The 14,136-nt window shown below is 62.0% G+C and carries 14 protein-coding genes; 4 read left to right on the top strand and 10 right to left on the bottom strand.

Annotation, left to right across the window (positions count from 1 at the left end):
• Window positions 1–29: 29 nt before the first annotated feature.
• Window positions 30–1,280 carry an aconitase X gene (locus RBB29_RS19980; protein ID WP_306116680.1) on the bottom strand — a complete coding sequence of 417 codons (1,251 nt, stop codon included), beginning with the start codon at window positions 1,278–1,280 and terminating at the stop codon, window positions 30–32.
• Window positions 1,281–1,762: 482 nt separating this feature from the next.
• Window positions 1,763–2,362, bottom strand: coding sequence for a biotin transporter BioY (locus RBB29_RS19975; RefSeq protein ID WP_306116679.1), 600 nt, complete (start codon window positions 2,360–2,362; stop codon window positions 1,763–1,765).
• 118 nt (window positions 2,363–2,480) lie between these two features.
• Between RBB29_RS19975 and RBB29_RS19970 the strand changes: the two genes are divergently transcribed.
• From RBB29_RS19970 to RBB29_RS19955, 4 genes are all read left to right on the top strand, one after another.
• Complete coding sequence (locus tag RBB29_RS19970) at window positions 2,481–3,134, top strand: SDR family oxidoreductase (protein ID WP_306116683.1); 654 nt, start codon at window positions 2,481–2,483, stop codon at window positions 3,132–3,134.
• Window positions 3,135–3,332: 198 nt separating this feature from the next.
• Entirely contained in the window at window positions 3,333–4,115 is a 783-nt protein-coding gene (gene surE, locus RBB29_RS19965) for a 5'/3'-nucleotidase SurE (protein WP_306116678.1), read from the top strand.
• Complete coding sequence (locus RBB29_RS19960) at window positions 4,112–4,768, top strand: protein-L-isoaspartate(D-aspartate) O-methyltransferase (RefSeq protein ID WP_306116677.1); 657 nt, start codon at window positions 4,112–4,114, stop codon at window positions 4,766–4,768. Before surE ends, RBB29_RS19960 begins: the two co-directional genes overlap by 4 nt.
• 62 nt (window positions 4,769–4,830) lie before the next feature.
• Window positions 4,831–5,985: a peptidoglycan DD-metalloendopeptidase family protein gene (locus RBB29_RS19955; protein ID WP_306116676.1), complete on the top strand. Its 1,155-nt coding sequence runs from the start codon at window positions 4,831–4,833 to the stop codon at window positions 5,983–5,985.
• Between the two features lie 245 nt (window positions 5,986–6,230).
• Here RBB29_RS19955 and RBB29_RS19950 read toward each other — a convergent pair whose 3' ends face one another.
• The 8 genes from RBB29_RS19950 to RBB29_RS19915 all read right to left on the bottom strand — a co-directional run bounded on the left by RBB29_RS19950 (window position 6,231) and on the right by RBB29_RS19915 (window position 14,062).
• Window positions 6,231–7,070, bottom strand: a complete 840-nt coding sequence (locus tag RBB29_RS19950) for an ATP-binding protein (RefSeq protein WP_306116675.1) — start codon at window positions 7,068–7,070, stop codon at window positions 6,231–6,233.
• The gene (gene tatC, locus RBB29_RS19945) at window positions 7,067–7,993 is read right to left on the bottom strand and encodes a twin-arginine translocase subunit TatC (RefSeq protein ID WP_306116674.1); all 927 of its coding nucleotides are present in this window, start codon (window positions 7,991–7,993) and stop codon (window positions 7,067–7,069) included. Before tatC ends, RBB29_RS19950 begins: the two co-directional genes overlap by 4 nt.
• Window positions 7,990–8,565, bottom strand: coding sequence for a Sec-independent protein translocase protein TatB (gene tatB, locus RBB29_RS19940; RefSeq protein ID WP_306116673.1), 576 nt, complete (start codon window positions 8,563–8,565; stop codon window positions 7,990–7,992). Before tatB ends, tatC begins: the two co-directional genes overlap by 4 nt.
• A gap of 8 nt (window positions 8,566–8,573) precedes the next feature.
• Window positions 8,574–8,798, bottom strand: a complete 225-nt coding sequence (locus tag RBB29_RS19935; protein ID WP_306116672.1) for a twin-arginine translocase TatA/TatE family subunit — start codon at window positions 8,796–8,798, stop codon at window positions 8,574–8,576.
• Between the two features lie 764 nt (window positions 8,799–9,562).
• Window positions 9,563–10,672 (bottom strand): hypothetical protein, encoded by a 1,110-nt coding sequence (locus RBB29_RS19930; protein ID WP_306116671.1) that lies wholly within the window; start codon window positions 10,670–10,672, stop codon window positions 9,563–9,565.
• Window positions 10,673–10,754: 82 nt separating this feature from the next.
• Window positions 10,755–11,510: an SDR family NAD(P)-dependent oxidoreductase gene (locus tag RBB29_RS19925; protein WP_306116670.1), complete on the bottom strand. Its 756-nt coding sequence runs from the start codon at window positions 11,508–11,510 to the stop codon at window positions 10,755–10,757.
• Window position 11,511: 1 nt separating this feature from the next.
• The gene (locus RBB29_RS19920) at window positions 11,512–12,600 is read right to left on the bottom strand and encodes an ABC transporter ATP-binding protein (RefSeq protein ID WP_306116669.1); all 1,089 of its coding nucleotides are present in this window, start codon (window positions 12,598–12,600) and stop codon (window positions 11,512–11,514) included.
• 91 nt (window positions 12,601–12,691) lie between these two features.
• Window positions 12,692–14,062 carry a sodium:proline symporter gene (locus tag RBB29_RS19915; RefSeq protein WP_306116668.1) on the bottom strand — a complete coding sequence of 457 codons (1,371 nt, stop codon included), beginning with the start codon at window positions 14,060–14,062 and terminating at the stop codon, window positions 12,692–12,694.
• Window positions 14,063–14,136: the final 74 nt, after the last annotated feature.

The following is a 14,136-nucleotide window of genomic DNA, read 5'->3' as shown; positions in this document are numbered from 1 at the left end:
CAGGACGGTGATGAAATCCCCCGCCCCCATCATGCTGGCAACCGCCCGGTGACTGCCGCATTCAGGCAATCGTCGATCCGCCGAAGTGCGGTTTCGTAACCGGCAGAGGCGAGAGTGTTCACCAGTTTCGCCGAATTCGTCACGACCGACCGCCAGCCAAACCCGTCGCGCATCAATGGCGCTTCGGGGTAGAAACATGTCCCGGTCGAAAACTCCGCCCCGCAGGCAATCACCCGTTCGGTCAGCCCGGCATTGTCTGCCTGCGCCTTGACTTGCAGATCAACGCCCATGATCAACCGCGTATTCTCGTGAACCCGCCTGTCGCCAAGCCGTTCGACGACCTCCGAGATCTCTTCAAGGCTCAGCTGCGGGGCGGCAAAGACCACCAGGTCAACATCGGGGTTCGAAAGCGTCTGCCGTTCAAACATCGCATCCAGATCGGCAGATGCCATGCAGTGCGTTTCGCCCGGCAACGTTCCCCCGCAAGCCATTTCCAACGTCAATGCCTCGGGTGTTGCGCCCACGAGGTGAAACATCGCGTGCCCGCCATAGCTGGCAAGCGCGACGCCCAACTGCTTGACCATGTTGAATGTGGGCGCTGCGAAATCACCAAAGAAGACGGGTACCGTCTCATAGCCGGTGGCGATCTGCCCAGACCATGCGGCAATCGCGCCCCAATCCGCAACCTCACGCGGGTCACATTGGATTTCGATCAGAAGATTACCACGGCGGTTCTCGGGCAGGTGCAGCCCATAGGCTGGCGTGCACCCCACCAGAGCCGAGGCCAGCGCCGAGGGCCCGCCTTCAAAATTTGTGCGCGCGCCAAAGATCGAATTCGCGCTGATCGCAGCCCCGGTATCGCCCCAGGCCAGATGCGCACCGTATGGCGGCGGTGCGAAGGACTGGTAGGGGATACAGGATTGCGTCGGATAGAACCCCAATCGCCGGCACAGCCCGATGATATGCCTTTCACCGTCGACAAACGATTGAGTCAGCCCACCTGCCGCAACAATTTCGGCCTCTTTCTCGAAATCTATGTGACATGGATCCAGATATCCGGGCACGCGAATTCTTGCCCGATCCTTCACGAAATTCTCAAGCAGCCGCACGCTCGTATCGCCACCCATGCGAACATCCGGCGCAAAATGCGCCGACTCTATGGGAAGCAGCGACGGCACATCATAAAATTCTCCAAGGGCATGAACAAACTCCATTGCCCATTGCAAAGAAGGGCCGGCATCACCGTTCAGCCAGCTTTTCTGCAAGTCGGTTAGCTGCATACTCCCCCTTCCCTAACCTCCTGCCATTTCACTCAAGCTGCCGCGCAAGCGTCAGGCCAGCACCAAGATAGAATAGCAGGTGCAGTGCAAATACTTCTTCCCGAAGATATTTGGTCTGGTGAGTTCATCAATTGCGCGAAGTGAACATATCAGTGCGCGTTCGTGCAACAAACTGTCGAGAACTACCGAAGATTTCCGGGACAGATTTGTGAAGGGTAGTTCGATCTGCAACGGCCCGGCCCGTTCGAATTCCAGATCCCTGTATGCGGTAATCCCGTGGGGTTCATTGGACAATTATCCGCCGCGCGTGAGGAACCTCGGATTGTCCTGTCCCCCGACTTGCGGCTTGGCCGCAGCGAACGGGCGGTCTGCATCAGCAATCGCGGCGCCTGCATAGGTCTGCTTCATCCGCAGAGACGCCTTCCGCAAAAGAAAACGCCGCCCCTTCAGGAGCGGCGTTTCAACTTCAGATATCAGATCGCTCAGCCTTTGCGGGCTTCCAGTGCCTTCCAGCCGCCCCAGACGACCATCGCCGCGATCACGGCCTTGACGGCATCGCCCAGGAGGAATGGGCTTACCCAGTAGGTCCAGATCACGTCAGCCGAGGAACCGACCCAGTTGCCGGTCATGCCCGCGGCCCCGGCAATCGCCATCGGCCAGGCAACACCTGGAATGTAGAGCAGTGCCGAGACGACAATGCCAACCATCGCGGTCGAAACCACGCCGCGTGCCAGGCCTTTTTCCACCGCCAGACCGGCCAGGTAAGCCATACCGACAAAGCCGAAGAGGAACCCGGCGGTCGGTCCGATCAACGCAGGTGCCGACGCGGCATTGGCGAAAACCGGCAGCCCCATCGCGCCCTCTGCGAGGTAGGCAGTCAGGGTGACCGCGCCAAGGCGCGAGCCGAATGTCAGGCCGACGATCAGGATCGCCAGCGTCTGCATCGTCAGCGGCACCGGAAAGAACGGTACCGAGATTTGCGCCGCCATGGCGATGAACAATGTGCCGCCCAAAACCAGAGCCGCCTTTTTCAGCAGTGTTTCCTGGCCGATCACGGCCTTGCTCAGAACGGTGTCATGCATGTTCCTGCATCCCTCTCTATCTATGTGTCTCTCTATTGCCCTTCTTTTTCGCCGCAGGTGCGAGAAAGTCAAGCGAATGGCCTTGATTATTACGCCAAGGGGTGGGATTTCCTCGGTCATGACCGACAATACCTCCCCCAAAATCGCCCTTGTCACCGGCGCCTCGCGCGGGTTGGGCGCAGCACTGGCCGAAGAGTTGGCGAAAACCCATCACGTCGTCGCCGTAGGTCGCACGACCGGCGCGCTCGAAGAGCTTGATGACCGAATCCAGGCCGCTGGCGGACAGGCGACGCTCGCGCCGATGGACATCACCAATGTCGATGCCATGGCACAGCTTTGTCGCTCGATCCACGACCGGTGGGGTGCGCTTGATCTTTGGGCGCATACTGCCGTGCACGCCGCCCCGCTCACGCCGGCGGCCCATCTCGACGCCAAGGACTGGGCCAAATCGGTGGCCTGCAATGTCACGGCCACAGGGCAATTGATCCCGTTCATCGCGCCCCTTCTGGGTGAGACCGGCACCGCGGTCTTTTTCGACGATGCGCAAGCCGGTGAGAAATTCTTCGGCTCTTATGGCGCCACCAAATCCGCGCAGATCGCGCTTGCCCGTAGCTGGCAGACCGAGACCGTGCGCACCGGCCCCCAGGTGTACATCCTGACACCGGCCCCCATGCCAACCGCCACCCGCGCCCGGTTCTTTCCAGGCGAAGATCGCAAACCCCTTGCCGATCCCCGAGCGGAGGCGCAGCGACTTCTGAAAGACATCACCTGATCCAAGCCCCGCCCTGCCTGCGGAAGGGGGTGGGTGGGGTGAGCAGGATTCCCGGAAACCGTCCGGTGGACCGCTTCACCTGCGAACGGGCGGAGCCCAGGGGACGTTCCGCAGGCAGAGCGCATCACACCCTTTGCGCGCTTGCCCCGCCGCATCACCACAGCTACTAAGGCTGCACGGCATCAAAGGGGCAGTATCTTGCGCATTCTCATCACCAATGACGACGGTATCAACGCCCCCGGGCTCAAGGTGATGCACGACATTGCCACGGAGCTTGCCGGACCGGATGGCGAGGTCTGGACGGTCGCCCCCGCGTTCGAGCAGTCGGGCGTCGGGCATTGCATCTCCTACACCCAGCCGATGATGGTCAGCCAGATGGACGAACGCCGCTACGCGGTACAGGGCAGCCCGGCCGATTGCGTCCTCGTCGGCGTGCACGACATCCTCAAAGATACCCTGCCCGATCTGGTCCTGTCTGGAGTGAACCGCGGTAATAATTCCGCCGAAAACGCCGTCTATTCCGGCACCGTTGGGGCGGCAATGGAGGCGGCCCTCCAAGGCGTTCCCGCGATCGCGCTCAGCCAGTATTACGGCCCCGCCAATCGCGACCTCGACGATCAGTTCGAAGCCGCGCGGGTGCATGGGCTCGGCATGCTGCGCCGGCTTCTCGACAAGGGGGTCTGGACCAGGGACGACTACGGTATCTTCTACAACGTGAATTTCCCGCCCGTCCCCGCCGCCGACGTCAAGGGTCTCAAAGCCGCGCGCCAGGGTTTCCGCCGCGATATGGGTTTTGGGGTACAACCCCATCTGTCCCCGTCGGGCCGCCGCTTCCTCTGGGTTTGTGGCGCGCCGCAGCAGCAGCCGACCTCCCCCGGCTCGGATGCGGATGTGAACCTCGACGGCTATATCTCCGTCACCCCGATGCGCGCGGACCTCACCGCCCATGACGCGCTCGAAGCGTTGAAAGCCATTGAATGAGCGACGCCGAAGACGATATCGCCGAACGCAAGATGCAGTTCCTTTTTGCGCTGCGCTCCAAAGGCGTGACCGATGCGCGCGTCTTGTCAGCGATGGAAAAGATCGACCGTGGCCCCTTTATCCGCGGGCTCTTTTCGGAACGCGCCTATGAAGACATGCCGCTGCCCATCGCCTGCGGTCAGACCATCAGCCAACCCTCGGTCGTGGGCCTGATGACCCAGGCGCTCCGGATCGAGCCGCGCGACAAGATCCTGGAGGTCGGGACCGGGTCGGGCTACCAGGCCGCGATCCTCAGCCAACTTGCGCGCCGGGTCTATACGGTCGACCGCCACAAGCGACTGGTCCGTGAAGCGAGCGCCATTTTCAACGATCTGAACCTCACCAACATCACCCCCGTCGTGGCCGATGGCAGCTTTGGCCTGCCCGATCAGGCGCCGTTTGACCGTATCCTTGTGACCGCAGCCGCCGAAGACCCGCCCGGCCCCCTATTGGCGCAGCTCAAGATCGGGGGTATCATGGTTGTGCCGGTGGGCCAGTCCGACACTGTGCAGCACCTTATCCGTGTGACCCATACGGAACAGGGGTTCGAATATGATGAACTGGCACCGGTGCGTTTCGTGCCCCTGGTTGAGGGCCTGGGCAAGGATGCGTAACGAGGGACCGAAGTATAAAACAAAGCCCCGGCAAAAAGGGGCAGATCACGAGGACACGAGCAATGACCTTTACGACACGCCCCGCCCTGCTTTTGGCTGGCAGCGCCCTGATGGTGCTTTCGGCCTGCAACACGCCGCTTGATTTCGACCTGCGCGGCGGCCGCGCACCCAACACCGCAGAGGCCGCGCGCAGCGCCACGGCCGCCCGCCCCGAACCCGATAGCCGCGGGGTGATCTCTTACCCCGGCTACCAGGTGGTCGTGGCCCGACGCGGTGACACGGTGGCAAGCCTCGCGGCGCGCGTCGGCGCCAATGCCGAACAGCTGGCCCGATATAACGGCATGCAGACCGGCGATGTGCTCCGGCAAGGAGAAATCGTGGCGCTGCCCGGTCGCGTCTCCGAGCCCGCCGGCGGCCCGATCCAGCCGCCAAATTCCGAGATCACGGCAATCGCGGGGTCGGCGCTTGACAATGCGCAATCCAGCGATGTCACCACCACGACCCTGCAGCCCGCGGCGCAGACCGGTGTCGAGCCTGTCAGGCACAAAGTCGAACGCGGCGAAACCGCCTTTACCATCGCGCGGCTCTATAACGTGTCGATCCGCAGCCTTGCCGACTGGAACGGCCTTGGCAGCGACTTCTCTGTTCGCGAAGGCCAGTACCTGCTGATCCCCGTGGCCCTGCCCGGCGGCACAACCGAGCCCTTCGACGAAGCCACTGCCCCGGGGGAAGGAACACCCACGCCGCTGCCGCCAAGTGCCGCGAAACCCCTGCCAACCCAGGACACCAAGCCCGCCGCACGGCCCGCGACAAAGACCGCCGCCGCGCCGGACCTGAGCACAAGCCGGACGCAGGCTTCCGCGACCCAATCGCGCATGGGCATGCCAGTGCGCGGTGACATCATCCGCGAGTACCAGAAAGGCAAGAACGAGGGCATCGACATCTCGGCCACTCCAGGCGCCACGGTCAAAGCCGCCGCCTCCGGCGTTGTCGCCGCCATCACCGAGGATACCAACGGCATCCCGATCATCGTCATCAAGCACGAGAACAACCTGCTGACGGTGTATTCGAACGTGGACAAGGTTGCGGTAAAAAAGGGCGATCAGGTTTCACGCGGACAGAAGGTCGCCGAGATTCGCCGAGAGGGAACCGCCGCATTGCATTTCGAAGTCCGCGAGGGCTTCGACAGCGTCGATCCGATGCCCTATCTGAGCTAGGTGGAAAAGCAGCGAAGGGTTACCAACAGGCGTTCGCTGCCGCTCACCCATTTTTCATTTGTGCTCAGGGCGCACGGCCCTTGGGGTTTCACCCCAAACCCCGGCACGACATACCGAAGAGGTTACACCGGCCCATGGCGCAGCGATCAGAGTGTTGCGTCACGTCGCCACTGCCCCGAGGCGGCGGCCGGAGGCCAACAACGAGATATCCTGCGTGCGCGCGAGCGCACTCATTTTCGTCACCTTTAGCGGATGACAACCCCGCGCCGCCCGGCGAGATCGGTGAAATACTGCCAGGCCACCCGGCCCGATCGCGCCCCGCGCGTGGCTTGCCATTCGATCGCTTCAGCGCGCAGGGTCTCCGTATCAATGTCGACCCCATGGGCATCGCAATACCCCCGGATCATCGCCAGGTATTCATCCTGATCGCAGGGATGGAAGCCCAGCCAGAGGCCAAACCTGTCGGAGAGCGACACTTTCTCTTCCACCGCCTCGGACGGGTTGATCGCGGTCGAGCGTTCGTTTTCGATCATGTCGCGAGGCATCAGGTGGCGGCGGTTCGAAGTGGCGTAGAATACCACGTTATCCGGCCGCCCTTCGATCCCGCCATCGAGCACGGCTTTGAGCGACTTGTAATGCTGATCGTCATGAGAAAAGCTCAGGTCATCGCAAAAGAGCAGGAACCGCGCCGTCGCCTCGCGCAGCACCGTTAGAAGCCGCCCGACACTGGCAAGATCTTCGCGCTGTAACTCGACGATCTTTAGGTCAAGCTCCTCTGCCCGCACCGCCGCATGAACCGCCTTGACCAGCGATGACTTACCCATCCCCCGCGCACCCCAAAGGAGCGCGTTATTGGCGGGCAACCCTTTGGCAAATTGCAGCGTATTCTCCAAAAGCGTATCGCGCGCCCGGTCAACTCCGACGAGAAGAGACATGTCCACGCGATTGACCTCTGCTACCGGCTGCAACCGGTCCGGCTCGACATGCCAGACGAAAGCATCGGCCTGGGCGAAATCCGGTTTCTCGATTGGCGCGGGCGACATCCGCTCCAGCGCCGCGGCGATCCGCTCCAGCGGATCACTCACGCCTTGGGCTCCCGGGCCTCTTGCGTATCCTCGTTGAGTTCGTCGGCCAGCTCTTCATCGGCCAGCGCCTCGTCATCGAGGTCGTCGTCATCATCTTCGAACCACGTCCCCTCGGCCCGCATCCGCGCCTCGCGCTGTTTTTCGACGCGCTTGACCAACTGAATGGAGACCTCGTAGAGGCCGTAGACGACCACAAACAGGATCACCTGCGTGATGACATCCGGTGGTGTCACAAGAGCGGCAAGGACAAGAATGCCGACAACCGCGTACTTGCGCACGGATCGCAGGCCTTCGGAACTGACCAGACCGGCCTTGCCCATCAACGTCAGCAGCACCGGCAGCTGAAAGCACAGGCCGAAAGCAACAATGAACTTGATGGTCAGGTTCAGGTATTCCTGCGCGGAACCCTGGAACACCACGCTCAAAGGTGCCGCATTCTGGCCGCCATCGACCGCCTCACCGGCCTGTCCGAACTGCTGGAACCCGAGGAAGAAGTCATAGGCCAGTGGCGTGACCACGTAGAAGGCAAAAGCAGCACCAAGGAAGAACATGAAGGGCGAGGCGACCAGGAAAGGCAGGAATGCGCCCTTCTCAGACTTGTAAAGCCCCGGGGCCACAAACCGCCACATCTGGTTGGCGATGTAAGGAAAGGCCAGGATGAAACCACCCAGGAGCGACACCTTGATCGCGACGAAGAAACCTTCCTGCGGGCTGATGAAAATCAGGTCACAATCCTGACCCCGTTCGGCCAGGACAGAACAAAGCGGCGCGGTCAGAAAGTTGAAAATCGGCGTGGCGACGGTGAAACAGATCACCATCCCGATGATGAAGGCGACAACCGAATGAATGAGCCGGTTTCGCAATTCCGTCAGGTGCTCGATCAGCGGGGCTGAGCTATCTTCGATCTCGTCGGTATTGCTCATGCCTTGCCCTCAGCGGGTTTCTTGGCTGCCGGTTTCTTGACCGGTGCCTTCTTGGGTGCCTTGGCGGGCGTTTGCTTGGACGCAGGTTTGGCCTTCGTTGTCTTCTTGGCGGCAGGTTTCTTCGCGGCAGGCTTCTTGGCCGACGTCTTCTTGGCCGCGGGTTGTGCCTCGGCCTCTTTCGCCGCCTCCGCCGCCTGTCGCTCCAACGCCTTCTCCGCTGTCTTCTGCCGGATCTTTTCAGCTTGCTCCTGACGTTCCGGTGACAAGGTCGATTTGCCATCCTTGGGCAATCCGCTCTTCATTGTCTGCTCGGTGAAGCTGGTGGCTTTTTTGACCTCATCCATGGCGCTGCCCATGGGATTGCTGGCCTTTTTCAGCGTATCGGTCACGTCGTTGACCCCGGCCTGATCGGCGGCGTCATTCATCGCCCGGCTGAACTCACGCGCCATGCCTTTGGCTTTGCCGACGAAATTGCCCACCGCCCGGAACATGCCCGGCAGGTCTTTCGGCCCCACGACGATCAACGCCACGATGCCGATCAGCAGCAGCTCGGTCCAGCCAAGGTCGAACATCTAGGGGCTCAGGCCTTGTCTTTTTCGTCTTCGGGGGTGACGTCCTTGGCCGCTTCTGCCGCGTCATTGCTGGCATCGTCGATCTCTTTGTTGCCCTCCGCAACGCCCTTCTTGAACGAGGTGATGCCCTTGCCCACCTCACCCATGAGCGACGAGATCTTGCCGCGCCCGAAAAGCACCAGCACCACGACCGCAATCAGCAAAAGGCCCGGAAGGCCGATATTGTTCAACATGTCTTGTTCTCCCTAACTCGGGGCCATCTTTGTGCGTCCCCGGGAATTTCGTCAACTGTATCTAAGGCCTTCACGCACGGGTTGGAAGAACCAATGCGCGCGCAAAGGGTTAATTCTGCCAAAAATTGATGGAAATCCGGGGGCAACCGCCATGCAACACGGGAAAACGAAATCAAAGGGACCACCTAAAAGGTCGAAGCGGACGGTCATGATGCCCGCGACCAAGCCGCGCGTTGACGGGCCGCGGTGCGGCGATCCAACCTCTGCTCTTGCGCACTATATGTTGGCCACTACCGAAAACCGTCTGAGCGGCGCACCCGGTGCAGTCAAGTCGCCGCACCGGGGGGCGGCCCGGCGATGCGCAGCGCCCTTCGGGCGTGCCCCGCGCAAGGCGAATGTCTGGTCCGGGCTCTTAGCTGCCATTGGCGGCAATGCGGACATAGCCGTCATTCCCAATCTGAAAACAAGCCGCGCATCGACGACGCGCGCGGTGGCGATCCGACGTTTGTGACGGGCACTTTATCCCAGCCAACCCGAAAGCCTTCAATATATCGCACAGACCCAACCCAATCGCCGCCGCGTGGGGGCACGTCGTCGATGCGCGGTGGGCTTCGCCCTTGATTCCGCGCCTAGTGCAAACCCGAAGATCCGCAGTAGGCTCGAAGCCGCCGTTCGGTGCACCCTTACTTCAACTGTCCATTCAGGCTCACAGCGGCTGCAGGCTTTCAAAAGAACAGCCGCACCTATCCTCGTCATCCCACGGCTTAAACTGGCGAAAAGCTCCCCGCAAAGGCGGTCAGCAAAGGCGATCCGGTCGCGATGAGCGCCTGGATGGCTTCGGTCATGCTGATCTGCAGCCCATGGCTTTTCTTCCATTTGTCGAGCCGCGTGACCGTGGGTACCACGTCATCCTCCGCGGCCTCGGGCGTGCTTTCTTCTTCCATCAGGCTTTCCATCGCCAATTGATCCGACCGCCGCGCTGCGAGATACATCACCGGGCCAAAACCGGTCACGATCAGCAATGTGTAGAAAACCCCAGTGTAAAACAGCGTCGCCTTGATCGTGTCGCCATAGCCGGGATGCGCCTTGGCATCGACGAAGGGCATCGGCCAGTGCATCCAGGCCATCGCCATGAACATCCCCGCGCTCAGCATCAGCCCCGCAAGGTACAAAAACCGCCGCGCCGCCCGCTGATTTCGACCGTGATCAAACGCCCGTTCGGACAGCGGCGTCCTCTCCGGCGGACAAGACAGCGACAGGATCATGCCCAGCACAAGCGCGGCCACCCCGATCCCCGACAGAAACGAGCCCAGATCAAGCAGGAACCGGAAAAGCGCGAGCCCCGGGTTTTCGGTACAGAGCCTGCCCGCAAAGAGCGGTTTGTCCGGATCCGTCCGATAGAAATTCCGCCCGTCCTCCTTAATCAGCACCTGGCAATGGCGCACCTCGCCGCGCGATAGCACCTCGGCCATCACGTCGGTACCAAGCTGATGATAGGCCCGCCAGTTCCAGATCTCGTCCTCCTGGTGGCCCATCACGGTGCCGACCACCGGCAATTGCGTGGCCAGGAACGCCGCGATGGCCAAAACCCGCGTCTGGGTCGTCAAAGGGCGCAACAGTTCACTCACGAACATGACCACGGCAATTACAACAAGCACGGCAAAGAACATCAGCGCGCCAAGATACCGGTTGCGCCCGCCCGCCTCCAGATACCCGTTGCCCTCGATCAGCAATTCGTCAGCCGTGATACCCAGCATCGGCACCCCGAGCGCCGGAACCATCCAGTCGCTCAGCAGGAAGATCAGCACAGGCGCCGCCAATATCAGGAAACAGGCCGGCGGCACCCGCCGTCGTGCGATCAGGAAATTGCGCATGTCTCAATCCGTTATGTCGCGGAAATCGCGGGTAATAACGGCACTCTAGCACATCAACCTGAACGCGCAAATTGCGGTGGCGTTACCCGCGCGGCAAGACACCCGACGCCATGAAACCGCCATCGACATTGAGGATATGACCGTTGATGAACGCGGCCTCATCCGATACCAGGTAGCAGACCGCCGAGGCGACCTCTTCCGGTTCGGCGTAGCGTTCGATCGGCGTTTGCGCGTACCACAATTCGCGGTCCTTGGGGCCGTGGACCTGCTTGATCATAGGCGTATCGACGGGGATCGGCGCCACGGCGTTGGCGGTGACCCCCGAGCCGCCCAGTTCCGCCGCCAGTAGCCGGGTCAGCATGTCGACCCCGCCCTTGGAGCAGGAATAGGCGCCGCGCCCGATATTGGCGATCTGCCCGTTCACGGAGCTTAGCGTGATGATCCGGCCCCAACCCTGCGCCACCATCTGCCGACCCGCAAGCTGGCAACAATGGAAGGTACCGTTGAGGTTCACGTCGATGATCTTGGCCCAGTCCTCCGGGTCGAAATCGAGCACCTTCACCGCCTTCACAATCGCCGCGCAGGTCACGAGGATGTCCACCCCGCCTTGCGCTTCAAGCTCGGCAAAACCGGCTTCGACCGCCGTGCGGTCTGCAACGTCGAAGGCGACCCATTCGACACCCGTCGGCAAATCCGCAGTGGCTTTTATGCAAGCCGCTTCCGACACATCCGTGATCGTCACATGCGCCCCTGCCGCCGCCAGCCCCCGGGCGCATGCCATCCCGATCCCCCCGGCCCCGCCGGTCACCAAGGCGCGCTTGCCCGTCAGGTCAGTCATTCTACTCCCCCTCCACCGGGAAAATGAAACAACGGTCCCGCCGGATCATCAGCCAGAGCGGTTTGCCGGGACTTGGCAGAAAGACATTCGGCACGGTCGCCTTGAGGGTCGAGCCATCGTGATCCATGCGGAATTCAACAAGGCTCTCGCTGCCCATGAACCGCGCGCGCTGCACGATCCCTCGTGCCGCCGTGCCGTCCGAGATTGTCGGATTCGGCCCACGCCCGTCGCGATCGAAGTCGATCTTGATGTGCTGGGGCCGGATGACAATCTCGACCTCCTGGCCTTCCATCACCCCCGGGGTGAGGAACTGCCCAAAAGGCGTCTGCACCAATGATCCATCAACTTTGCCGCGTATCACATTGATATCGCTGAAAAATGCTACAGAATCCCGATCCACCGGTGCGTTGTAGATGTTGTATGGCGCGCCCTGCTGTACGATCCGTCCGCCGCGCATCAGCGCAATCTCATCGGCCATGCGCATCGCCTCTTCGGGCTCATGGGTGACGAGCAGTACGGCAGTGTCCTGCTCGCGCAGAATATCCAGCGTCTCGTCGCGAATACCATCGCGCAGCCGGTTATCAAGGCCCGAAAACGGCTCGTCCATGAGCATGATCCGCGGACGTGGCGCCAGGGCGCGGGCAAGTGCCACGCGCTGTTGTTCACCACCGGACAATTCGTGAGGATAAGCGTCGAGATAGCGGCCCATGCCAACCCGGTCGAGCAGTTCGGTAACCCGCGCGCCCTTGGCGGATTTGTCCCCTTCCAGTCCGAAAGCCACGTTTTCCCCGACCCGCAGGTGCGGAAACAGGGCAAAATCCTGGAACATCAGCCCGATATGGCGCCGCTCGGGCGGGACGCGCGTGACCGTGTCGCAGATCAGGCCGCCATCGACATAAATCTCTCCGCTGTCCTGCATCTCGACCCCGGCGATCATCCGCAGCGTCGTCGATTTGCCGCAGCCGGAGGGCCCAAGCAGACAGGTCACCTGCCCCGGCATTACCTTGAGGGAGACATCATCCACCACAACGCGCCCGTCATAGAGCCGGCGCAGGTTCCTGATTTCCAGTCTGGGGGGATGTTCGTCCACGGGGCCTCGCGTTTTCCGATCAATTCTATCGGACATTCAGAGGCCAGATAGCAACCAACCCGGCCTGAGGCAATAGAAACCGCGCATTCCCTCAGGCTCGGCGGCGCATCCCGCAAAGTACGGCGGCAAATCCCACGATCAGGACAACGACGCAGATCGCTAGGAGTTGCTCGTACTTGTGACCCTCCGGCAGGAGCGAGGCGAAGAACGCCGAGGCGCGGGCGAAATAGGCCACCGCGCCGAGCAATGCTGCCGCAAAGGCCACCACATAGGCCCAGAGCGCGATGTCGCGCCCCATCACCAGGCCGACCAGCAGGACCGGTGTCAGGAACATGCTCGCCGTGCCGCTGACCGCGACCGCGTCAAACAGGGTCTGGTTGCCCCAAAGCGTCAGAAGCGCGCCGAGCACCATGAAGATCACCATCGCCAACCGTCCGCCATTCAAAGTCCGGGGGCTGAGCCGGAGTTCATCCACAACCAGCCGCGCGGCGCTGGCAAGAGCCGAATCCAGGGTGCTGAGCGCGGAAATCAGGAGCGACACCAGCAGCGCCACGAAGAGCCAGGGCGGGAAAATGCCCATCCAGGTGCCGATCAACTGCCCCTCGTATTCGGCACCCTGAAGCCCCGCCTGGATGCCGAAAAAGCCGAAACCGATGATGCAGACGGCCGAGATCCAGAACGCATGCAGGAAGGACCGGCGGGTCGTCTCCCGGTCGGCGATGAAGCCGCGGTCCATCATGACGGGATCGTGGGCGGGATAGGAGAAGACCTGCAGGAAGGCTACAAGCAGGAGCACTTGCCCGTTCCAGGCCCCGCTGGTCCCTTCGGCGGTCAGCACAGCGCCGAGGTCAAAGCCCGGGCTGGTGACCAGTGCGCCGAAGGCCAAAGCGAAAATCACCAGGAAAACAAGCATCTGAAGCACATCGGTGCGCAGGGCCGCACTCAGACCACCCCAGGCGCTGTAGGCGAGCCCGAGCGCGGCGACCAGCAGGATCGAGACCTCCCGCGCAAGACCCATTTCCGGCAACGCGGCGGCAAAGATCAACCCGACCACGAGCAGGTTGGCAAACACTTCCGACAGGAGCCGCAGCGCAATCACCACGTTGTAACACGCCACGCCCGGCGTCCCGAACCGCGCGCCCAGCCAGTCCTGCACCGATCCTGCCCCACCGGCGCGTAACCGGGCGACGATGAACCCGCCGGTCAGGAAAGAGCCGTAATAGGCCGCATAGGCCAACGTTCCCCAAATGCCGTAGAAGTACCCCAGAATGGCCGCGTTCATCAGCGAGCGCGCGAAAATCCAGGTGGTGACCTGGCTCAGGACCAGCACCCAAAGGCCCGGTGCGCGCCCGGCGTTGCCCGTGCCCGAAAAGAACCCCTCGATCGTGGCCCGGCGCGGGGCCACGGCGATGCTTGCGATGACGACAAGACCAAAAAGGGCAATGATGGCAGTGGCTTGCATATTGGGGAATCCTGAATTGGTGCCTTGGGTCGCATCGGCGTAGCAGGCAGCCGCGCCTCTGGCCAGCGCCTGTA

This window comes from Roseovarius sp. MMSF_3359 (assembly GCF_030733385.1).
GTDB lineage: Bacteria > Pseudomonadota > Alphaproteobacteria > Rhodobacterales > Rhodobacteraceae > Roseovarius.
The sequence above is the reverse complement of the archived record's forward strand: the minus strand, read 5'-3'. Positions and strand labels throughout refer to the sequence as shown.